This is a genomic window from Nitrospiria bacterium (assembly GCA_036397255.1).
Taxonomy (GTDB): domain Bacteria; phylum Nitrospirota; class Nitrospiria; order DASWJH01; family DASWJH01; genus DASWJH01.
In genome coordinates this window covers 1-20,753 of sequence record DASWJH010000111.1, presented here as the reverse complement: position 1 = coordinate 20,753, position 20,753 = coordinate 1, and the positions used below count along the sequence as shown (strand labels likewise).

The window sequence follows — 20,753 nt, the reverse complement described above, 5'->3', positions numbered from 1 at the left end:
TTCCCTTTCGAGCAAAACTCTTTCAGTATCTGGCGGTCTCTCTGGCTCAACTTCAATTTGGTTTGGCGCATGGTTGACGCATCTCCTTGTAGGATAATGCGTCATTATAATGTTTCTATATTAATGTGTCAAGGTACTAGTACTCAAGAAAAGGTTTTTTTCTTTTTTCCTTTTTCATTTTGACCTTACGCTTATCATGAAGTATTTTTTCTCGAACGGCTTTGGTCTTTTTTGTAGAAATACGTGGTTTGGTTACGCGATTAATACCCTTCAGACGAAGAATGAGTCTTTCAAAGGCTTTTTCTTTATTTCTGAATTGTGATCGAGACTCAGTAGCCGTCACAACAATTCCGGAGGGTTTATGAACAATCCGAACCCCAGAATCTGTAACATTACGATGCTGACCCCCGGGACCCCGCCCCCTATATGTATAAATAACAACTTCTTTTTTAAGGAGACTCAGGTCTGTTGTATATTTTTTTTTATTTTTGGAAATTTTTATTGTCTTTGGACTTCCAAAAGGAGGATCTTTGGAAGGATCTTTTGATTTCGGTGTCATAGTTATTGAACCAATTTTAAATCTGGTATGATTTCCTTTTTTTAAATTACCCTAAATGGAGAGCCTTCACCATTGGAAAATTTTCTTAAAATATAAAAATCCCCTCAGCAAGACTGCGGGGTATTCAGAGGAAAAACTAAATCCTCAAATCCCCCTTTATCCCCCTTTTCCAAAGGGGGAACCTAAGCGGTCACCCCGTAGCTCGCTACGGGGAATAGCAAGTTTAACAAAAAAAACCTATCATAAATCGAGAAATGGTTATGTCAGAAACAATACAACAAAATAGGCTATTATTGATAAAAAGGGTTCGTTAATTCTCATTTTGGAAAGTTTAAAAAATTATCTGATAGATAAATAAAAATTAAAAATATGATGGAACATCGGATAGGTTTAAAATTTTCCATTTAATATTTCATAATTGGTTAGAAACTTAATGGCTTTCAAATCCGGTCCAAATCGTTTTAAACAATCGAAATTCGTTTCTTTACTCCCCTCTTTATCCATAGGTTCCAAAATCTCATACCATTCTTTTACCGGAGGAATTTCAAACCCACCCTTCCTCTTTCGATCCGCAACGAGGCTCAGCCTTCCATCCCTTTAGCCTCGAGGATCTCCCAGCGGTCGATTCGCTCCGCCAGAACCTTTTCGATCCGGACAAGTTCCTCCCCATATTGCTGGATCTCCTCACGGGAATAGGACCCGGGATCGGCCAGAAGGGTTTCAAGTTTTTTTTGCTCGGCCTCCAGATTCTCGATCTCTTTTTGGATCACCTCAAGCTCGCGCCTCTCCTTAAAACTCAGGCCCTTCTTTTTCCTTGAAGATGTGGTTCCGGTTTCTGGGGCCGAAAGAGCCTTCTGTTCCTTACGGGCAGTCCGCCTGGTCTCCTCTTTTTCTTTGATCCGTTTCCGATAGGCCTCGTAATTCCCCAACGTGTACTGGACCCTTCCATCCCCTTCGAAACTGAGAATACCGGTGGCAACCTTATCCAGAAAGAAGCGGTCATGCGTCACCATCAGGACACAACCCGTATAGTTGACGAGACAGTCGTCAAGCAATTGGAGCGTCGGAATATCCAGATCATTGGTTGGCTCATCCAGGATCAGGAGGTTCACGTCCTCAAGCATCATCCGGGCCAGCATCAGGCGCGCCTTCTCTCCTCCCGACAGTGTCCGGATCAGGCGCTTCTGGTCCGACGGCTCAAAGAGAAAGTCCGATAAGTATCCCGTCTTATGCCTTCGCTCCTCCCCAATGGTGACCCATTGCCCATCGCCCAAGGCGTCTTCAACCCGTAGATCCGGATCGAGGGAGTCCCGATGTTGGTCAAAGTAGGCGATCCGGGTATTCTTTCCCCGGATAATGCTCCCGGAGCTAGGGTGAAGCTCCCCGATAATCATTTTGAGAAGGGTGGTCTTGCCTGAACCGTTGGGCCCGATGATACCCACCCGATCCCCGGCTTTCAAATCGAAACTAAGCTGATCGATCAGCTTTGATCCACCCAACGTCTTTGAGAGATAGGTACAGCCCAGGATCGTATTCCCCAGGCGGTGGCGGGATTCGAAGCGAAGCCCCACCTCCTGATCCCCAACTTTCTTTTGCCTCCCCTGCATCTCCCCGAACCGTTTAATCCGGGCCTTTTGCTTCGTTCCTCGGGCCTTAGGGCCCCGGGCCATCCATTCCGACTCCCGACGAAGCAGGTTTGCGAGCCTACCCTGGAACTGTTCCTCCTGCTCCAAACGTTCGGCCCTTCCCAGAAGGTAGGAGGAATAACTCCCCAGGTAACTATAGATTTTCCCCTTTTCAAGTTCGAACATTCTCTGAACGACACGATCGAGAAAATAACGGTCATGGGTAATCAGTATGACCGCCCCCGGATACGCGATGAGAAACGATTCCAGCCACTCAATGGTGGCGGCATCCAGATGGTTGGTCGGTTCATCAAGCAACAGGAGATCGGGAGATTGCAATACCAGCTTAGCCAAGGCCACCCGTTTTTTCATTCCGCCGCTAAGCCCCCCCACCGAAGCATTCGAATCGGGGACCCCCAACTGGGACAGGACCTGATCGATCCTGTGGCGCGTCTCCCAGCCGCCATGGTGGTCGATCCATCCGCCTAAAGCCTGCTGCTCCTTGAGGAGTTCGTCCATCTTCGAAGGAGAAGCATCCTTCATGGCGGTACTGATCGCATGGTAGCGGCTCACCTTCTCCTCTAGCTCCCCCAGGACCGATCGTATCTCATCCGAAACCGTACTCTCTTGATTCAGGTGCGGTTCCTGAGGGAGAAAGCCGACTTGAGTCTCTTTTTTGAAGGCGATGGTCCCCCCGTCCGGAGGTTCCAGCTTCGCCATAATCCTTAAAAGTGTGGTTTTTCCTGACCCGTTTCTTCCAACCACCCCGACCTTCTCCGCTTCTCCCACGGTGATGGAAATCCGATCCAGAATCTTTCTTGGGCCGTATGATTTTTCAATCTCTGAAATATCAAGAATATTCATGGCGTTCTAAGCATCATTCCTCAGAAGGGGTTCTTGATCTACTGATCCTGTGAGATAAGCAAGTACAAGTTTCCAGTCCATCAAGGGCCCCTTGAGGTGGTATTTAATGGAAATATTCCGGAGAGTATGCCGATTTCAGTGGGTGAGTTCAAGGACTAAGAAATAACAACTTCGGGGTTAAAATATCTTACCCCATATTGCGTTTAAATATTTTGACCATACGGGTTCTGCAAGTTGATCTACACCACACATGTTTCTATCTAAGATCCTTCTGTATATCCTTTCAATTGTGTCGCTATTCAGGAAAGATCGATATATATTGGAATCTGAGGGTTTCCAATAGGAACCTTCGATATTTGAAGAAAATTTAATTGTGAGTGATTCTTGAAGTAATGGAAATGGAGAATAGGAAAATAGTGTCTGTATGATTTCTTTAAATACGTATGGTGTCCCTGGAATTCATGATCGTTTTTCGCTAAAAATGGTAAAAAATAATGGCATGCTCGAGAATCGCGACCCTAGCAATGATGGGGTCATGATGTGATGGGGTCATGATGGGGTCATGATGGGGTCATGATGGGGTCAGGCATGCATTTTATATCTTTTTCGATTTATTTTTTGCTTCTCCAAAAGTATATTGAAATCCTTGAAACATCTCAAGAAAATTAATTAGGAGGTTTTGGTAAAAGCGTTGGAGGCGGGAGGTTGGAGGCAAACCTCTGAAAAGACCGTGAGGGGGAGGCCTTAGGCGTAAGGGGGATTACGAAAAATGCGGAAGGCGCGAACTCAAGCAGCAACCTCAATACCAGTCCTATAGGAATTTTCCGGTTCCTTTGGGATCGGATCGGTTCTTTTGCTCTTTTTAATGCCTTAATAGAAGTTTAATTGCGGCTTGAGTATTCTTTTTTGTTTCTTCAATGGTTTTTCCTTGAGAAAAACACCCGGGAAGTGCTTGAACGGAAGCATAGTACCCTTTTCCATCTTCCTCAGGAAGAATATCCACGGTATAGCGATAATGGACCATGGTTAATTTCCTCATTTTTTTTAAATAAAAAATTTGAGGAAGTAAAATTGAATCCTCTACCTCACCAATGCCCCTCCTTGCAAAGGAGGGGATTTTTTTTACAAACCCCCGGAGGGGCTCAAATCCTGAAAAATATGGAGCGGGAAACGGGATTTGAACCCGCGACCCTCGCCTTGGCAAAGTAATAAAGAATATAGGACGCCAAGGGTGATGAAAGGATACCAAGGGCAACAATGGGTGATTATACAAGGGCTTAGCTTCAAGGTCAACAGCGATGGAAGGATCGTGAAGGCGATGGAAAGCGATCAAAGCTGCACTCGCCGTGGTGGCGAGGTGGTGGCGCCAGAGAACATGGAAAAACAGGACTAGGATGTTGGTTTCCATGGACGGGTTTCGAACTTTCTAACCGACCAAGGTTTGAGGGACAAGAAGGCAGAATTCTCTAAATGGGTTCACCTTTTACAATTCTGAGTCCTGTTATAATGCAATTTTTGAGGATTTCCAAGAAAAAAAGGGCTCATCGTAAACTTCAGTCTTTTTAGAACAGCCCAGCGGCAAGGCCTGATTTTTAGGAATTAACGTGCTGTAAAGACATGATCAAAGATAAGAACTTTCCTGATTTGATTGGTTATCGCTTGGGATACAACGGGTAATTCCTCCATGGACCGGACCTTTGCAGGAACATGCAGCAAATCCTCAGACGAACGGACAATCTCCCATGAATCTTCCAAGGACCGTCCGATAAATTGAAAGAGAAACTCATTGCTCACTAAGGGTTTTCTTCCAATGAAAGGAACCTCTTTTAGTAGAAGCTGATAAATTTTCCCCTCTGCAACTGAAACAAGAAGTTCAATAGGGGCTGTTCCCGTTTCGATCCTTGTAAGGAAGACATTACCTTGGTCTCCGTACAATCCTTTTCGTCGCTTGGCCTCATAATAGACAATCAAATCTCCCTCAGAAACAATGTTCTCACCATGGAGCCGATTAATCTCATGGGCCTGCTCCAGATTCAGTTTTCTGTGGCGATCAGACAGACGACTTCGCGGATGAAGTTTTCTTGCATCATGGGAGGTGATGGTATGCGGCTCGTGGTAGAAAAGCGAACCTGGCGTTGAACAGGCAAAATGACTAAGAGACAACACAACGAAAATGGAAAAGACCAGTATGTTTTTCATTCCGATTCCTCCTCCTCTGGGTCCCTTTTGTAGATCCGAATGACTTGGTCAACGGGAACGATAAAAATCAGTCCGTCTCCCTTCTTGCCAGTGTGGGCATTGGTCATTGAGCAGCATGGGCTTGAGCCCGGAAGCGAACCCTTTACTTTGCTGCGGGTCATTTCTTGCCCCCCCCTTCCTGCTATAGGCACCCGGTTTTTTCGAGCGTAGTAACCTAGTAGATCCCCTGGACATCGATGGCAATCCTTTTCGTACCCAACGTATCGAGCACCGCATCCACATCAGCATCTTCCCGCAAGATATCCACCCGTACCCAAGGTGTGTAGCAGACCACTTTGTCCCCCGCTAAGAGAAAGGGATCACCTTCGACCTTTACCCCCTGCCCTTCAACATGGTAAAAGGTAAAGCCTGTGACCTCTTCCAAGGGACGCAGCCGATCCACCAGATCCTGTTTGGCGTTCGTGTGAATTATCAGTGTCAGGTTTTTCATGCATATTCCTTCGCAACAGACTGTAATTCACGTTTCGCCGTCCTTCCAGCCAGGCCCACATTGTGGGAAAGACTCGTTTGCTGAAAATACTGGTCACCCAGGATACCCGTCGCAGCGATGTGGTGATCTGTTTCGATCCCAAGGGCGACATGGATCTGTTACAACGGATGCACGCCAAGATTGCGCGGTTTGGGAGGGGCAACTCATCCCCGACCGGAGTCATTATAGACTGTTTTCGTTAGGCCCCTTTGTGAACAAAACCCAACTAATTCCCGGTGAAATTTGCCGCGATATAATCCCCACCCAAAGTCAGAAATACATAAAATTTTCGTTTTTCAGTATCGGTTATTTTGTCATTAACAAAAACGGCCACCCATTCAGGTTCACCATTAAACATTTTTTTCTCAACGGAACTTACGTTGATGGATGCCCAGCTTTCATCCAGCTTTTTTGTTTCTACGAGCACGGCAACCACTTTGGTCGCCCTCATTTTTGCTGTTACCTGATCTACAGGCTCCTGAGAATGTGAATGCCCGTGATCGTGGTCGCTTCCGGCCATAACGGTGGCTGAGAAAAGACTGAGTAAGAAACCAAATATTAATATTTTTAATTGCATGTGATAGACCTCCTTAAGTTAGTCAATGGTATCGTGGGTTGTAGAATTTGGTGTTTGTACTGGTTCAGCCTGATCTAACTCCTTCTTTAAATCCAAACGTTGATATTCGCCTTTTGTTTTCAATGCGATGATAACGGAGGATGGAGTATTGTTTTCCCAGTACCAGCCATGTGTGCCTTCAAAGGACGTGGTTAAGGAGCCGCTTGATTGGCTGTCGGTGCTCTTTTTAAAGCTCTTGAAATAACCGGTTGTATCGCCTGTAGGTTCCCCGTGGAAATCAAAAAACAGCTCAGCACCGCTGGTTTTCCATGCATATTCAAGTGATGCACCTTTTGCAAGATGAAACTTGTATTCCTTATCACCTCTGGCGGGGATGGTTATATTGATTGAATCTTTCCATTGAGTTTGTTGAGATGCTATAGGATTTCCCTCCGTTGCAGCGAATTTATTGTTCCCCGCTTTTTGAGAGGGTTCCGCGCTAACAGTAAATTCCTCAGGGTTACTGGTGTGTGCATAACCGTGCATCTGCATAAGGAAAAGCAAGCTTCCCGCCAGGATCAGGCCATAGTTAGTAACAAGGCTGAAAGTTTGGAAAGCGTGTCTCTTTCGCCAGGCGGCAATGAGAAGCAACATCAGGGCCAGGGCGCTGACTTGCCCCAGTTCGATTCCAACATTAAACGAGATGATGTTGAGCAACAGGCTGTCTTCGCTCAACGGCAGTTCCTGTAATCGGGTGGACAAACCGAAGCCGTGAATTAAACCCAGACCGATAATCATCAACATCATATGGGGGGGGTTAATGCTAAGGTATTTGCGGAAGCCATCAATGTTAGCAAAGGCGATATAACAGACACTCAAGCCAATCACCGCATCGATGGCAAAGTAGTTAAGCTGGATAGCGTTAAAAGTGGCGTAAATCAGGGTCACACTATGCCCAAGCGTAAACGCAGTAACATATTTAGCGATATCCCGGAAACTGGTCAGGAAAAAGATGATCCCGAAAACAAACGCCAGGTGGTCATAACCGGACAACATATGCGTTGCGCCGAGCCACATATAGCGCAGATTACCTCCTTCGATAATGGCTAGTTTTTCGGCTTCTGACATGCCGTGCGCGTAGGCGTATTGTGATAGCAGGCTGAATATTAGCAGACCTGCGCCTAGGTAAATAATACGGGAAAAGAAGTTTGTTTTGAGTAACACTTGCCATTCTCCTGGATCGTTAATTCAGTTGGATTCCCATGCTTCCAGAGTAAAAGTGATCACGGTATTGTTTGTGCTTCACTATTCACTTTCCCCCGGGAAGCCTATCTTGCCAAGGTTCGGTTACAAGCGTCCGTTTTGTTCTACAGCGGTAACCCAGTAGATGCCATGCCCTTCAACGCCGTACGTTTTGTTGCGTAGCGTGTCGAGTACCGAATCCACATCGGCATCTTCAAGTAAAATATCCACCCGCACCCGAGGGGTGTAGCCGACGACTTTATCCCGGGCGGACAGAAAGGGATCACTCTCGACCTGGGCGCCGTGTCCTTCCACATGGCTAAAGGTAAAGCCTGTTACCTGTTCCAGAGTACGCAGCTGATCGGCTAAATCCTGCTGCACATTGGAGTGAATAATGAGTGTCAGATGTTTCATGCGTGTTCCTCCGCAGTGAGTTTAGATTCACGTTCCGACCGCCCTTCCAGCCAGGCGTACAGTGTGGGTAATAGCACCAGAGTAAGCAGGGTGGAGGTAAACAATCCGCCAATGACCACGACTGCAAGTGGCCGCTGCAACTCGGATCCAGGCCCTGTGGCGGCCAACAAGGGCACCAATCCAAGACTGGCAATAAGCGCGGTCATTAATACCGGCCGCAGGCGTCGTTCGGCACCCTGTTTCACGGCTTCCAACACACTCCGTCCGGCCTCGCGTAATTGATTAAAGTAGCTCACCATCACCACACCATTGAGGACTGCGACGCCGAACAACGTAATGAAGCCCACCGAAGCCGGCACCGATAAGTATAGTCCGGACAGGTACAGACTGATCACCCCCCCGATCATGGCAAAGGGAATGTTAAGGATGATCAACCCGGCCTGGCGCAGGGAACGGAAGGTGGTGAACAGCATTACGAAAATCAGTGCAATGGAGATGGGCACTACCAGACTCAGGCGCTTAGCGGCCCGTTGCTGGTTTTCGAACTGGCCACCGTAGGTTACATAGTAGTCCGGCGGCAGGTTCAATTCTCGCGCGATCGTGACACGGACTTCATCGACAAACCCCACCACATCGCGACCCTCGACATTGGCCTGCACCACAACCTGGCGTTTTGCGGACTCGCGGGCGATCTCCACAGGGCCGTCCACTTCGCGGATGTCGGCCAAACTGCTCAGCGGTATCTTGTCCCCGCTGGGGGATTCCACCCAGAGTGCACCGATAGCACCGGGAGAGGTGCGCGCTTCCTCTGGATAGCGCAAAAGTACGCCGATGCGCTGGTTGCCTTGAATCACCTCGGTGATCACACGCCCGCCCACGGCTATTTCCACCAGTTCATTGATGTCTTCGATATTGATCCCGAACCGGGCAATGGCCTGGGGCCGGATCTCTATTTGCAGATAGATCTGACCGGACAACTGGCTGCGGAAAACATCCACCGCGCCGGGCACCTCACTCACCAGAGCCTCGATCTGTCGGGATTTTTCTTCTAGCACCTTGAGATCGTCCCCATAGAGCTTGATGGCCATGGCCGCACGCACCCCGGTCAGCATCTCCGAGACCCGCATATCGATGGGCTGAGTGAAGGCATAGTCAATGCCGATGAAGCGGTCAAGTATTTCGCGCAGCTTGTCCTGGTGCTCCTCCAGGGTCACGGTCCACTGGTCCCGGGGCTTGGTGATGAGGAAATTATCGGTCTGGTATAAACCCATGGGATCCAGGCGCAATTCATCGGCACCGGTGCGCGACACAACACCGGTCACCTCCGGCAATTCCATCATCGCTTTTTGATAAGGAACGTCCAGTTCAAGCGAGCGTTCCAGCGAAACGCTTGGCAGCTTTTCGATAATGATTACGGTAGTCCCTTCATCCATTACCGGCATGAACTCTTTACCGATGAAGGGAAATAACCCCACCGCAACCGTCAGTGCGGCCAGCGCACCGCCCACCGCAGTCTTGCGGTAATCCAGCGCCCAGTGCATCACCGGCAGGTAGGTGCGCTTCAGCATCGCCAATACTCGGCCATCATCCTCGGAACCCCCGCGCATCAGCAGACTGGCCAGTACCGGGATCACCGTCAGCGATAATAGCAGTGAGCCGATCAGGGCGAAGGAAATAGTGACTGCCAGCGGGGTAAACATCTTGCCCTCCAGACCGGTAAGGCTGAACAACGGCAGAAACACAATGATGATAATCAGTATCCCGGAAATAACAGGGGTGGCGACTTCCAGTGCTGCCCGGTAGACCAGGTGCTGACGGCTCACGCCCCGGGGAGCATGACTCAACTGGGTGTGGATGTTCTCCACGACGACCACCGCTGCGTCGACCAGAATGCCGATCGCGATGGCCAGTCCCCCTAGCGACATGAGATTGGCGGTCACGCCAAATAAACGCATCATAATGAAGGTGAACAGAACCGACAAGGGAAGGATCAAGGCCACGGTCAGAGCCGCACGCAGGTTGCCGAGCATGATAATCAACACCAGCAGCACCAGAATCACCGCCTCACCCAGCGCCTTTTCAACCGTCCACACCGCTGCGGTGACCAACTCGGTGCGGTCGTAGAAAGGCACAATGCGCACCCCCTCCGGCAACACCGGTTTCAATGCCTCCAGTTCGCGCTTGGCCCCCTCAACGGTGCTGCGGCTGTTGGCCCCCTTGCGTAGCAATACCAGGCCAGTGACCACCTCTCCCTCGCCATCAGCAGTTACCGCGCCATAGCGGGTCAATGAATTGATGCGCACCTCGGCCACATCGCTTACATGCACTGGGATGCCCTTTCGGCTGGCCACAGTAATGCTTTGGATGTCTTGTATATCACGCAACTGGCCTGCCGTCCGCACCAATAGTACCTCGTTGTTGCGGTTGATGCGGTCACCGCCGGCATTTCGGTTGTTTTTCTCCAGGGCTGTTTCAAGATCGTCGAGTCCCAGGTTGTGGGCCAGTAACGACTCGGGATCGGCAACCACTTCAAACACCTTGACCTCACCACCCAGGGAATTGACATCCGCGACGCCCTCCACGGTACGCAGGCGCGGGCGGATCACCCAGTCCTGAATACGGCGCAACTCCTGGTTGCTGTACCCGGCACCCTCCACACGGTACATGTAACCCTCACCCAGTGGCGTGGTGATGGGGCCGAGGCCGCCTTCCACACCATCTGGCAAATCCCCCCACACCTGGTTAAGGCGTTCGGCCACTTGTTGTCGCGCCCAGTAGATGTCGGTTCCATCTTCGAAGTCGATGGTGATGATACTCAAAGCGTATTTGGTGGTGGAGCGCAGCACGGTTTGGCGCGGCAATCCTTGCATTTCGACCTCGATGGGAAATGTGATGCGGCTTTCCACCTCAGTGGGCGACAGGCCCGGTGCTTTGACAATGACCTGTACCTGAGGCGCTGCGATATCTGGGAAGGCGTCAATGGGCAGGCTTTTGAAAGCCCACAACCCGCCAATGGTAAGCGCAATGGCCAGCAGGAGGATCATCAGGCGCTGAACCAGGGAAAAACGGATCAGGGATGCGATCATTGTTTATTCACCTCCCTGATACTGCCAGTGGGATTTCAGCTCGGCCACGCCTTCACTGACAACCTCGGTACCCGCTGAAATACCGCTATGGATAGACACCCAGCCGTCTGCCTCACCGCCGATCTCCACAGCCACGGGTTCAAAACGGCCGTTCCCCAATACCTTGAATAGATAGACCTGGTCGCCGACACGGAACACCGCGCGGGCCGGCGCCATCAACCTTTGGCTTGCGATGCTGCTCAGACCCACCTCTGCATACATGCCCGGACGCAGCTGACCGTTCGGGTTATTCAGTACGATGCGCCCGGTCAGAGTCTGGCTTTGCGCATCCACCTCACCGCCTAGGGATTCGAGTTTTCCCCGGTATGATTGTCCCGGACTACCCTGTACGCTGATCACGGCCTCAGCACCGACCTTCACTTGCGCCAAACTGGCAACCGGGATTTTCACCATCGCCCACAGGATACTGAGATCGTCTACATGAAAGGCGATCTGCCCAGCGGACAGCAATTGACCTGACTCGATCTCTACACCAGTGATCAAGCCATCGATGGGACTGATCAGATCGAAAACCGCCAACCGGTCCGGTTGATCCGCCATTTGCCCAATCTGTTTATCGGACAGTCCTGCCAGCGACAACAGACGGCGGCGGGCTTCTAAAGTGGCGCGGGCACTTTTGTATTCGCTGTCCACCTTTAGCCAGCGGCTCTCTGCGACCACACCATCTTTCCACAGGCCTTCGATACGGGCGCGCTCGGCCCGGGCCAGATCAAAGCGGGCCAGTGCCTCCAGGTAATCGGCTTGGGCTTGACCTAGGCTATGGCTACGCAGCCGGGCCAATACCTGACCCTTTCGTACCTGTTCGTGCGCCACCACACGCAACTCGGTCACCATACCGTCCACCACCGGCGCGACCCGATGAGTTTTGCGTCGGTCTGCGGTGAGAACACCATTCAACTTCAGGCGTGTCTGACTCTCGCGTACATTCACGGATGTGGTGGTCAGGTTAACGTTGGCCAGTTGCGCCTGCGTGAGTTCCAGTTCAGCGGCCGAGGCCAGACCTGGAATCAGGATGAACAAAAAGACAAAGTGCTTTTTGATTTTATTCATGATCGGTATCCTTTGTTGTGGTCACGAGGGAAATCCCTGCCGCCAGCCGGAGTTCTGCCGCCTCCAGCCATGCCTCCTGCAGCAATTCCAGGTATCGTTCCTGGGCGTTGAAATAGGTATCGTTGGCGTCGATCAGGGCAAGGATCTCCACCTCCCCGGCGGCGTAGGCCTTGCGCGTCAGATCAAACACCATACGCGCAGGGTTAAACACATGGCTGCGGTAATGTTCGCCCTGTTCGACCAAGTGGTTTAGGTGTAAATGACTTTGCTCGAGGCGGCTACCCAGGTCCCTTTTCAGGGTCTGAATCCTGGACAGCGTCTCATCGACCTGGGCACGGGCTTCACTCAGCCGTCCACTCTTGCGATCCCAGAGCGGAACAGTGAAACCGATACCGATGCCATTGACATCCTGGCGGCGGCCATTGAGAAAGTCCTGTTCACGATACAGGCGCAGCACCGGGTCCGGAAGACGTTCTTTTCGCACCAAATTCACCCTTGCACGTGAAGCATTCAGGCGATAATTCACCGATAGTAACGCTGGATGCTCGGACAGTTTCGCCTGCAAGGTGTCCAGCACAGGCACCGGGCTAAAAAGCTCGAGAGAGACCAGGTCCGGAACCGTTTCCGTCGACAACCCTAGATAGGCACGGAATTGGCTTAGGGCTTCGTTGAATTTGCCTTCTGCCTTGTCGAGAATTTGTTGTGCTGATTCGCGGATAAGGTCCAGACGCAGACGTTCCAGCCTGGCTAGTTCCCCAGCCTGTTCGCGCCGATGACCCGCCTGTTGCAGTTCATCTGCGAGTTGCAAGCGCTGCTCCGCCAGGCGCAAAAGGGTTGCGGCCAGTTGGAACCCATGAAAACGCTCCGCGACCTGTTTCTCCAACAACAAATGCTGATAAAGGCGCTCGGCTTGGGCCCTATGGAGTTCCGCCCGGGCCAATTCCCGCTGAACATCCAGTCGGCCGCTGAGCGGCAAAGGCTGGTTAAACACAAACTGGGTAAAGTCAACACCACCTGTGCCTGCGTCTTTTCCGATTTTGTCATCACCGCGAAGTTCTATTTCGGGATTTGGCCAGACCCCCGCCTGCGAGAGCGCACCCTGACGGGCATTCACTTCGGCCTGAGCGGCTTTCACCTCCGGCGCAATTTCCAACACATGCTGGATACTCCGCTCCAAAGTCCACACCTCCTGAGACTGGGCCAGGGCTGGCTTAAGCACCATACAGGCGAACAAAAGCCCGATCACAACGGCGCAGCAACCCTGCCCGATACCTACAACATTTTGTTCTGACATAACTCCCTCACAAGTGTTGGGGGCGTGCGCAAACAAACACACAGAATGACCCTCCATGGCCTCCACATTCCCCCGGAACCGCCTCCGGAAGGCAGACCCTTAAAGAACCCCGCATTCCAGAAACAGGATATTTACTAGAGACAAGGCATGCAAATAATAGATAAAAACACAGACGCCCTGCTCTGTTATAAAACCAGAAACGCGCTTAACTGAAATAATTTAGATTTGCTTAGACAAGGATAAGGATATCGTGAGGTGGGGCACGGGAAGACGGTGTTGGGCCGCGCCAATGTAAAACCGAAGAATAATTACTGTCCCCCGTAATGGAAGTGTCTATCGGTGTATACAACCCGGGAGAAGCCGAAACTGTCCATAGGAAATTTGAGCCCGCTTGCATTAACGCAGGGGAAAAACTATTGGAGGGTAGGTTCCATGTAATCGTGGTTCTGAGAAGCCCTTCTGTTCGCTCAGGATTGGTATCATGAATTGGAGAAGGTGTGTGATCCACCCCATCCTGAATAAATATACTATGTACCACACCGGAATGGGAATGTTCACCATGGTGATCAAAATGCGTAATAGGGAGATGCAGATGAAAAAAAGGCAGGCTTATGATTAATAAACCAAGAACTAAGACAAGGTTTTTTGAAAGGGCTATAGATTTAGTGCGTGACAAAATAAATTCCTTTCTGATTAGACTCGCATAAAATATATTAAAACCTGTTTTTTTGTCAAGAATTAAAAACGGATTCATTTTCAAATCAGAAAGGGAAAATAGAATTTTAAAAAAGGGTCCAAAACTAGATAAAGAACTATAGAACCGAATAATTAATATTCATGTGAAAATGAGCTTTTCCTAACATGATCAAAAAAAACCTTTTTGCCTCTACGAAGAGGGATTGATTTTTGAATTTGACAAGATGATATTTTTAATTGATAATTTAACTTATATGCTTGTAAATTTGCGAAAATTTAAAGCCACTTATGCCCTTACATTTGTTTTATCCCTTTATCTTCTTTTATTTTCATCTTTTGCCCTCTTTCATGCCTATGCACAAGATGAAATTTCAGATCCCCAGGGGTGTCAAATTGGTTTATGGGTTCAGCATGGAGAACAACTCTCCCAATTTAGTTCTCCTCCACCCGTAGGGTTGGTTTTTCTTTTCAACCTTTCACCCATTAACCCCTTGGTTTTATCCTCCTTTGAGAAAGGGCCCCTTTCCAATCGGGGACCGCCTTCCTTAACCCTCCTTTAAATCCACAAATTTAAGCCATTTCAATTCTCAAGGAATATTCAATAAACATGGAGTCATCCGTGATCTCTCCAAGGGTTATTTTTGAATTTCCAATAAGGGGGGATTTAATAATGCATTATGTTCTTATTGTTTTATTGTTGATTTTCTTTTCTAAACCAGCAACAGCTCAGGGAGGACCTGTATCCCAAGCAAAAAACCTTTTTAACCCTGAGATTTCCTTGAACGGAATATTTTCAGCGGCATATCATTCAAAGCCAGAAAATCTTCAATTTGGAGCCCATGATCCAACTGACCGGGGGTTTAACCTACAAAACCTGGAGCTGTCTTTAGGGTCTACCGTAGATCCCTATTTTCGAGCGGAAGCCCACCTCATTTTTGGTTTAGAAGATGGAGAATCCTTTATAGAGGTGGAGGAAGCTTTTATCACAACCTTGGATTTACCCCATCAACTCCAGCTCATTGGGGGTCAATTTTTTACACGGTTTGGGCGGTTTAATCCCCAGCATCCCCATATCTGGAATTTTGTGGATCAACAAATAATCAACAATCGCATATTCGGGGGAGATGCGCTTAGAAATTTGGGAGTGCAGCTTTCTTGGCTTTCTCCGCTTCCCTTTTACCTTGAGCTCATTGGAAGCGTGCAAAACGCAAAAGGAGAGACCGCAACAAGTTTTTTATGGGCCGACGGTGAAATGGTGGGAGGCCACCCCATTGGAGAACGGACCGTGAACGGGTTAGATGATTATTTATATATGGGACGGATCAAGACCGCCTGGACTCCTTCAGATACACAAGAAATGATCATCGGTACTTCGGGATTATATGGTCCCAATGGAAGCGGAACAAACACCGATACGATCATTCTTGGGATGGATTTCTATCACAAATGGAAACCGGTTATGTCTCAAAGAGGATTTCCATTCACGTCTGTACAAGCTGAAGCGATGTGGCGTCGTTATGAAGCGGGGGATATTACGGGATTGGGGCTATCTGAAGAAATTTTTAGGGATTATGGTTTCTATGGTCAAGGGCTTTGGGGGTTTATGGAGCGCTTGGTGGCTGGGGCACGTGTTGAGTATTCCAACGGAAATGCAGACAATGCGTCTGACCCCCTTCGTGACCGACGTTGGCGTGTATCTCCCAGTCTGACACGGTATTTTAGTGAATTTTCAAAACTGCGATTACAATATAACGCCGATTTTGCAGAGCATTTAAACGATAAAGCCCTTCACGCTGTTTTCTTGCAATTTGAATTTTTAATTGGAAAACATGGAGCCCATTCCTTTTAACCTTATTTCCAAATAGGAGCCACTGCAATGAAAAAAGGTATTATCTTTTTAATTTCAATTTTTTTAATGAAAGGCCTGGTCTGGGCTGCTCCCTTAAAAGTCATCACCACCACAGAAGACTTAGCTGCCATTTCAAAGACGGTGGGAGGGGACATGGTAACCGTTGAAAGTTTAACCCGTGGAGCGCAAGATCCCCACTTTTTAGAGGCAAGACCAAGCCATATGCTCAAGGCCTCAAGGGCAGATCTTTTTATTCAGGTAGGACTGGATTTAGAAGTGGGATGGGTTCCGTCCCTTTTAATGGGAGCCAGAAACCAGAAGATCCACTTGGGATCTTCTGGATTTTTGGACGCTTCCCAAACCATTTCCCCTTTGGATGTGATGACGGTTCCCGTTGACCGTTCCAAAGGGGACGTCCATCCCTTTGGAAACCCTCACTATTGCTAGATCCCGAAAACGGAAAAATAATATCTCGAACCATTTCCCAACGTTTGAGTGAAATTAGCCCTCAACATGCACCTATCTTTCAAAACAACCAAAAGGCCTTTGAAACTCAACTGAATAATGCCATTGCAAAGTGGGAGGATCAACTCAAACCTTATCAAGGGATAAAAGTTGTTGCCTACCATAATAGCTGGGCCTATTTTGTAAAAAGGTTTGGCTTTAACGTGGTGGGGTACGTTGAACCTAAACCGGGTATTCCCCCGTCCCCAGCCCATGTTAATAGTCTAATTCCTTTAATGAAAAAAGAAGATGTAAAACTCATCATTATGGAACCCTACTTTAGCCAATCGATTCCCAACCTATTGGCAAGGGAAACCGGGGCTACCGTTTTGGTTTTGCCACCCTCCGTGGGCGGGAAAAAGGGAATCAAGACCTACATAGATCTTTTTGACCACCTTGTGGAGAAAATCTCTACAAACTTATTAAAGGGGACATAGTTAATATGCTGGAAATGCTCTCTATTCCTTTTATGCGACAGGCCATTTTTGCAAGCTCGATTCTGGCCTTGATGTTGGGCTATTTAGGCATCCATGTGGTGAAACGCCGAATTGTTTTTGTAGATTTGGCCATTGCTCAGTTATCCGCCGTGGGTGTGGCAGTGGCAATGTTATTGGATTCCAATCCCCTGGTGTTTTCTTTAATATTTACACTGGTGGGGGCAAGTCTTATATCTCTTCCCGAATACGAAGAGAGGATTCCACAAGAGGCCATTATGGGAATTATTTATGCAGTGGCCTCGGCGGGAGCCGTATTGCTGATTGCAAAAATTCCCCATGGAGAAGCGGACATTCTTAACCTGTTTTTTGGAAATATCTTAGGGGTTACTTCTAAACATATCATTATAATACTCGTGGTTTTTGGTTTTGTTACCTTAACCCATCTAATACTTTCACAAAATTTCATTCGAGCGGCTGAAACTTCTACTGCCGAGCAATCAAGTAAAGGACATAGACGGCTTTGGAATTTAATTTTTTATCTCACTTTAGCTTTGGTCATCGCCGTAGCCATTCGAGCTGCTGGAGTCCTTTTGGTGTTTAGCACCTTGGTAATACCAGCCGTAACCGCATTGTTGTTTTTTCAACGATTTTCTCACCTGGTTTTTATGGCTTTGGGAATTGGACTTTTGGCAACATGGACCGGAATGTATAGCTCTTTTCAATTTGACCTTCCCACTGGACCCACAATCGTAACCGCTCTTGGGGGTTGGCTACTTTTTGCTAGTTTGGTGAAGATGTCAATTATTTATCTTAAAAAGAATAAACCATAAGGAACTTTTTTAATAATTCCTGTGGAAAGGGAAAAATAGAAAGTAGATGAGGCCTAAGGTACTAACCTTCGCTTTTATAGAAGCGAGGGTCATATAAAAATATCCTGGTTATCAATTTCAGGAACGTTTGTTTTTAATAAAAATGAACTGATTGTCAGCTTCCTTTTTTTTCCAAGGTTTGAAGACCCTCACCCAAAACTCTCTCCGTAATTATTTCAGTCCTGATCCAAAGCTGCCTTTTTTGGTCATAATCTTGATAACCACAGATGACACACCGCCAGAAATGTTCATTGAAGTTCCAATAGATGCCACACGTTATCCATTTCCTCCGGGTTGCCATAGGGGGAAAAACAGCGCGGGAACCTCTACATCCTATCCTATGCCCCCTCCCTCGCACGGCGAGGCTCAAGACCCCAGGAAGACTGTATAAGTCTTTGAAAAATTTGGGTGGGAATATATGTTGAACCCATGACCCTCGCCTTGTTAGGTATGGGCCATGAGGGGTGTTTAAAAGGGATTAAGAGCGAGGGAGGGCAATAGAAGGATAGATTATTTCAAAAACCCATAGAATCAAGGGGATACGGAGAGTTATGAAGAGCGATGAAAGGTGTTGGCACGGTGGTGGCTGAATGAAACACTAAAAAGCAAAGTAATTCGTAAGTACTTGAAAAATTGGAGCGGGAAAGGAGATTCGAACTCCCGACCCTCGCCTTGGCAATTCTTAACAACCAAATTTTACAAGGGCTTGAAGTTCGGCCGGTTTTCCCGTTTTGTGTTTTTTTATCAAGCCTTAACCGCTCTCGATTGATTCGATTCATTCCGAAGAATTCTATCCATTGCGCAGCTTTCTATCACAATTCTATCGCAGCAAAAATTTCATTTTCCGTGCAATGAACCTCGCCTTTTCGGCCGGAGGGTCGCTGTCTAATTCTTGCAATGAACGAACAAAAACCGCTGCCTTAAAATCAAACCCGATCACCACACTTCCTTTAGGTTTTCTAAACCCTTCTGATAATCTTCCTTTTCTAGATTACTTTCTACCCCATACTCGGCCAATACGGTAATCATCTGCCCAACGGGCAGACCTGCCACTTCGCCCGCTTTGCCCAAGGAAGCTTCTCCTTTCTTATATTTCTCAATGGCTAACATGACCCGACCCTTATCAACCACTTCTCGCACAGCTTTGGAAAGGTCTTCCTTTTCTGCCTTGGCCCATTTTTTCAAAAACGAATAATTGTCTTCATCCATCCGAAGACTAACAGTTTTTGCCATTATTCTACCCCCAATTTTGATTTTGCATCTAATAAGATTTCCTGCTTATAACGCCCATATCGTTCAAGTGCCTGTAGTTTCGACTTGGTCTCCTCCTCGCTTAAGATTTTTTTCTGGGACATCCGGATTAGAATATCGATCGCGGTCGTATAGGGAATCCTAAGCAGCCGACAGGCCAAAATGGCCCGTTTGTCATCAGTGGCCAGTAATTGTGCCTTCTTCGAAGAGGCCAAGGCAATTGCCTCTGTTTCACCCTGACCAAGGCCGAAATCCTTGGCTAAATGCTTGGCGAGTTTTGTCGCCTTGATCCCCATGACTGTAATCCTCTTCTCCTGGATGGCCCGTTGAATGGCTAGCGCATCCCATGACTTCTTTTCCTCACAGGATTCTCTTGCCACCGCTTTTGGAATCCCAATGGGGTTTTTCATATGGCTCATGAACCTCTCTAAGAGATCGGTCCTGGCCAATAAGATCAAAGTCGATGAGTCAAAGATTATCATAATTATGACATCTTATGGCAAACGTAATAATACACGATCTCATCTCATGATGTCAAGTGAGCGTAGTCCTTTAGCTTCCCTTTCTATGACTTATTCAAACTTTTTTCAGAAAAGATTCTTTCCTTCCACTTCGATTGAAGGCTTACTTAAGGAACTATTGAAGAATTTCGAAAATGGATAATAGACATTTCCATTTTTTTATTTCAAGGTAGTTTGCAAGGATCGAAGGAAACAAGAGTTAAAAATAGTTTTACTAAAAGGAAGGTTTGTGACACATTCCTGCCACATTCCCGGAACGTCTGGGATTTGGAGCTTTATAAATCATTGAAAAGATTGGAGCGGGAAAGGGGATTTGAACCCCCGACCCTCGCCTTGGCAAGGCGATGCTCTACCACTGAGCTATTCCCGCTCTAGCTGTGATATAGAAAAACGATTCAATTTTAAAACCCCGGTTGGTGCATCGCCTTCATAAGCGAAGGGTTCGGCTTTGCCGAGCCGGAGCGCGGGGTGTGGGGGATGGTTCGACAGGCTCACCATGACCGGTTCATTTCCTAATCATTATTCGAGCCCGCCACCACTTACAACCACCGCTCTACCACTGAGCTATTCCCGCTCTAGGTATGGAATTTTAATAAAGAAAACGAATTGATGATAGCAAAGGGTTGAATGGGTGTCAACAGTTTCAACATATTGGAATGAAAAGGGAAAAGCCGTAGGTGGGAGGTGGGAGGCTAGAGGTTTGAGGAATGTCCTAAAAACAATAAAATCCTGGATTCCCGCTTGCGCGGGAATGACGGGCTTGATTAATTTATGGTATTTCTGAGACACAATTTAAAAATGCGTTAAGCGTTAGGAGGAATAAAAACCTCTACCCTCCCTAGCCCTCCCCTTGTATCTTGAAAAGTGGAAGTATAAAGTATGTTAAACAAAGTTAAAAACTCATCCATACGGCGTGGTAGACCGACCTCCCTTCGGTTAAAAGAACCCGTTTGTAAGCTTGGGTCACCACGTCCACTATTATCGTAGCCCGAACAGTTGCCAGGGCTATGAGAGCCCGAATGTTGCAAGGAAGGGCTAAGAATTGGAGGAAATCTATGAGGGTGCCTTCTGATGATACCCTGGAAACAGGTAATGAAATTTTTGTTGGGATTGATATCTCCAAAAGTACGTTGGATGTTGCGATTTGG

At 48.0% G+C, this 20,753-nt stretch carries 20 protein-coding genes, 1 tRNA gene and 1 pseudogene; 6 read left to right on the top strand and 16 right to left on the bottom strand.

The features are described from left to right. Positions 1-136: 136 nt before the first annotated feature. The 6 genes from VGB26_15095 to VGB26_15070 form a co-directional block, all read right to left on the bottom strand. Positions 137-559, bottom strand: coding sequence for a peptide chain release factor-like protein (locus tag VGB26_15095; GenBank protein HEX9759099.1), 423 nt, complete (start codon positions 557-559; stop codon positions 137-139). A 581-nt stretch (positions 560-1,140) separates the two neighbouring features. Next, entirely contained in the window at positions 1,141-3,048 is a 1,908-nt protein-coding gene (locus VGB26_15090) for an ABC-F family ATP-binding cassette domain-containing protein (protein ID HEX9759098.1), read from the bottom strand. Positions 3,049-3,910: 862 nt separating this feature from the next. Beyond that, positions 3,911-4,456 carry a type II toxin-antitoxin system HicB family antitoxin gene (locus VGB26_15085; protein ID HEX9759097.1) on the bottom strand — a complete coding sequence of 182 codons (546 nt, stop codon included), beginning with the start codon at positions 4,454-4,456 and terminating at the stop codon, positions 3,911-3,913. Between the two features lie 191 nt (positions 4,457-4,647). Then, the gene (locus VGB26_15080) at positions 4,648-5,247 is read right to left on the bottom strand and encodes a hypothetical protein (GenBank protein HEX9759096.1); all 600 of its coding nucleotides are present in this window, start codon (positions 5,245-5,247) and stop codon (positions 4,648-4,650) included. Continuing rightward, complete coding sequence (locus VGB26_15075) at positions 5,244-5,408, bottom strand: P-II family nitrogen regulator (GenBank protein ID HEX9759095.1); 165 nt, start codon at positions 5,406-5,408, stop codon at positions 5,244-5,246. Before VGB26_15075 ends, VGB26_15080 begins: the two co-directional genes overlap by 4 nt. A gap of 53 nt (positions 5,409-5,461) precedes the next feature. Further along, positions 5,462-5,737 (bottom strand): DUF3240 family protein, encoded by a 276-nt coding sequence (locus tag VGB26_15070; GenBank protein ID HEX9759094.1) that lies wholly within the window; start codon positions 5,735-5,737, stop codon positions 5,462-5,464. Between the two features lie 44 nt (positions 5,738-5,781). Here VGB26_15070 and VGB26_15065 point away from each other — a divergent pair. Continuing rightward, a pseudogene (locus VGB26_15065) lies at positions 5,782-5,940 on the top strand (hypothetical protein). A 62-nt stretch (positions 5,941-6,002) separates the two neighbouring features. On the opposite strand, the gene VGB26_15060 reads toward VGB26_15065, so the two are convergent. The 7 genes from VGB26_15060 to VGB26_15030 form a co-directional block, all read right to left on the bottom strand. Next, positions 6,003-6,353, bottom strand: coding sequence for a DUF6488 family protein (locus tag VGB26_15060; GenBank protein ID HEX9759093.1), 351 nt, complete (start codon positions 6,351-6,353; stop codon positions 6,003-6,005). Between the two features lie 18 nt (positions 6,354-6,371). After that, the gene (locus tag VGB26_15055) at positions 6,372-7,556 is read right to left on the bottom strand and encodes a HupE/UreJ family protein (GenBank protein ID HEX9759092.1); all 1,185 of its coding nucleotides are present in this window, start codon (positions 7,554-7,556) and stop codon (positions 6,372-6,374) included. A gap of 123 nt (positions 7,557-7,679) precedes the next feature. Next, positions 7,680-7,988 (bottom strand): DUF3240 family protein, encoded by a 309-nt coding sequence (locus VGB26_15050; GenBank protein ID HEX9759091.1) that lies wholly within the window; start codon positions 7,986-7,988, stop codon positions 7,680-7,682. Next, positions 7,985-11,074 carry a CusA/CzcA family heavy metal efflux RND transporter gene (locus tag VGB26_15045; protein HEX9759090.1) on the bottom strand — a complete coding sequence of 1,030 codons (3,090 nt, stop codon included), beginning with the start codon at positions 11,072-11,074 and terminating at the stop codon, positions 7,985-7,987. The genes VGB26_15050 and VGB26_15045 overlap by 4 nt, the downstream gene beginning before the upstream one ends. 3 nt (positions 11,075-11,077) lie before the next feature. Beyond that, on the bottom strand, positions 11,078-12,184 hold the full coding sequence (locus tag VGB26_15040; protein HEX9759089.1) for an efflux RND transporter periplasmic adaptor subunit: 1,107 nt from the start codon (positions 12,182-12,184) through the stop codon (positions 11,078-11,080). After that, positions 12,177-13,478: a TolC family protein gene (locus tag VGB26_15035; protein ID HEX9759088.1), complete on the bottom strand. Its 1,302-nt coding sequence runs from the start codon at positions 13,476-13,478 to the stop codon at positions 12,177-12,179. The genes VGB26_15040 and VGB26_15035 overlap by 8 nt, the downstream gene beginning before the upstream one ends. Before the next feature lie 229 nt (positions 13,479-13,707). Further along, complete coding sequence (locus tag VGB26_15030) at positions 13,708-14,154, bottom strand: hypothetical protein (GenBank protein ID HEX9759087.1); 447 nt, start codon at positions 14,152-14,154, stop codon at positions 13,708-13,710. 223 nt (positions 14,155-14,377) lie between these two features. On the opposite strand from VGB26_15030, the gene VGB26_15025 reads away from it, so the two are divergent. The 5 genes from VGB26_15025 to VGB26_15005 all read left to right on the top strand — a co-directional run bounded on the left by VGB26_15025 (position 14,378) and on the right by VGB26_15005 (position 17,794). Then, positions 14,378-14,734, top strand: a complete 357-nt coding sequence (locus VGB26_15025) for a hypothetical protein (protein ID HEX9759086.1) — start codon at positions 14,378-14,380, stop codon at positions 14,732-14,734. Positions 14,735-14,844: 110 nt separating this feature from the next. Further along, entirely contained in the window at positions 14,845-16,023 is a 1,179-nt protein-coding gene (locus VGB26_15020) for a zinc-regulated TonB-dependent outer membrane receptor (protein HEX9759085.1), read from the top strand. A gap of 27 nt (positions 16,024-16,050) precedes the next feature. Next, entirely contained in the window at positions 16,051-16,470 is a 420-nt protein-coding gene (locus VGB26_15015) for a metal ABC transporter substrate-binding protein (protein ID HEX9759084.1), read from the top strand. Continuing rightward, the gene (locus VGB26_15010; GenBank protein HEX9759083.1) at positions 16,464-16,964 is read left to right on the top strand and encodes a metal ABC transporter substrate-binding protein; all 501 of its coding nucleotides are present in this window, start codon (positions 16,464-16,466) and stop codon (positions 16,962-16,964) included. The genes VGB26_15015 and VGB26_15010 overlap by 7 nt, the downstream gene beginning before the upstream one ends. A 5-nt stretch (positions 16,965-16,969) precedes the next feature. Then, the gene (locus VGB26_15005) at positions 16,970-17,794 is read left to right on the top strand and encodes a metal ABC transporter permease (protein ID HEX9759082.1); all 825 of its coding nucleotides are present in this window, start codon (positions 16,970-16,972) and stop codon (positions 17,792-17,794) included. A gap of 975 nt (positions 17,795-18,769) precedes the next feature. On the opposite strand, the gene VGB26_15000 is transcribed toward VGB26_15005, so the two are convergent. From VGB26_15000 to VGB26_14990, 3 genes are all read right to left on the bottom strand, one after another. Next, complete coding sequence (locus tag VGB26_15000; GenBank protein ID HEX9759081.1) at positions 18,770-19,066, bottom strand: UPF0175 family protein; 297 nt, start codon at positions 19,064-19,066, stop codon at positions 18,770-18,772. Then, positions 19,066-19,503, bottom strand: a complete 438-nt coding sequence (locus VGB26_14995; GenBank protein ID HEX9759080.1) for a hypothetical protein — start codon at positions 19,501-19,503, stop codon at positions 19,066-19,068. The genes VGB26_15000 and VGB26_14995 overlap by 1 nt, the downstream gene beginning before the upstream one ends. A gap of 397 nt (positions 19,504-19,900) precedes the next feature. Then, a tRNA-Gly gene (locus VGB26_14990) sits at positions 19,901-19,975 on the bottom strand. Between the last annotated feature and the right edge of the window lie 778 nt (positions 19,976-20,753).

Excerpts from the sequence above, each read along its gene's own strand:
- VGB26_15075 (HEX9759095.1), bottom strand. The coding sequence starts at position 5,408 with ATGACCCGCAGCAAAGTAAAGGGTTCGCTTCCGGGCTCAAGCCCATGC.
- VGB26_15050 (HEX9759091.1), bottom strand. The coding sequence starts at position 7,988 with ATGAAACATCTGACACTCATTATTCACTCCAATGTGCAGCAGGATTTA.
- VGB26_15020 (HEX9759085.1), top strand. The coding sequence starts at position 14,845 with ATGCATTATGTTCTTATTGTTTTATTGTTGATTTTCTTTTCTAAACCA.
- VGB26_14995 (HEX9759080.1), bottom strand. The coding sequence starts at position 19,503 with ATGAGCCATATGAAAAACCCCATTGGGATTCCAAAAGCGGTGGCAAGA.
- VGB26_15085 (HEX9759097.1), bottom strand. The coding sequence starts at position 4,456 with ATGGAAACCAACATCCTAGTCCTGTTTTTCCATGTTCTCTGGCGCCAC.
- VGB26_15045 (HEX9759090.1), bottom strand. The coding sequence starts at position 11,074 with ATGATCGCATCCCTGATCCGTTTTTCCCTGGTTCAGCGCCTGATGATC.
- VGB26_15060 (HEX9759093.1), bottom strand. The coding sequence starts at position 6,353 with ATGCAATTAAAAATATTAATATTTGGTTTCTTACTCAGTCTTTTCTCA.
- VGB26_15015 (HEX9759084.1), top strand. The coding sequence starts at position 16,051 with ATGAAAAAAGGTATTATCTTTTTAATTTCAATTTTTTTAATGAAAGGC.
- VGB26_15005 (HEX9759082.1), top strand. The coding sequence starts at position 16,970 with ATGCTGGAAATGCTCTCTATTCCTTTTATGCGACAGGCCATTTTTGCA.
- VGB26_15090 (HEX9759098.1), bottom strand. The coding sequence starts at position 3,048 with ATGAATATTCTTGATATTTCAGAGATTGAAAAATCATACGGCCCAAGA.
- VGB26_15070 (HEX9759094.1), bottom strand. The coding sequence starts at position 5,737 with ATGAAAAACCTGACACTGATAATTCACACGAACGCCAAACAGGATCTG.
- VGB26_15080 (HEX9759096.1), bottom strand. The coding sequence starts at position 5,247 with ATGAAAAACATACTGGTCTTTTCCATTTTCGTTGTGTTGTCTCTTAGT.
- VGB26_15040 (HEX9759089.1), bottom strand. The coding sequence starts at position 12,184 with ATGAATAAAATCAAAAAGCACTTTGTCTTTTTGTTCATCCTGATTCCA.
- VGB26_15035 (HEX9759088.1), bottom strand. The coding sequence starts at position 13,478 with ATGTCAGAACAAAATGTTGTAGGTATCGGGCAGGGTTGCTGCGCCGTT.
- VGB26_15095 (HEX9759099.1), bottom strand. The coding sequence starts at position 559 with ATGACACCGAAATCAAAAGATCCTTCCAAAGATCCTCCTTTTGGAAGT.
- VGB26_15000 (HEX9759081.1), bottom strand. The coding sequence starts at position 19,066 with ATGGCAAAAACTGTTAGTCTTCGGATGGATGAAGACAATTATTCGTTT.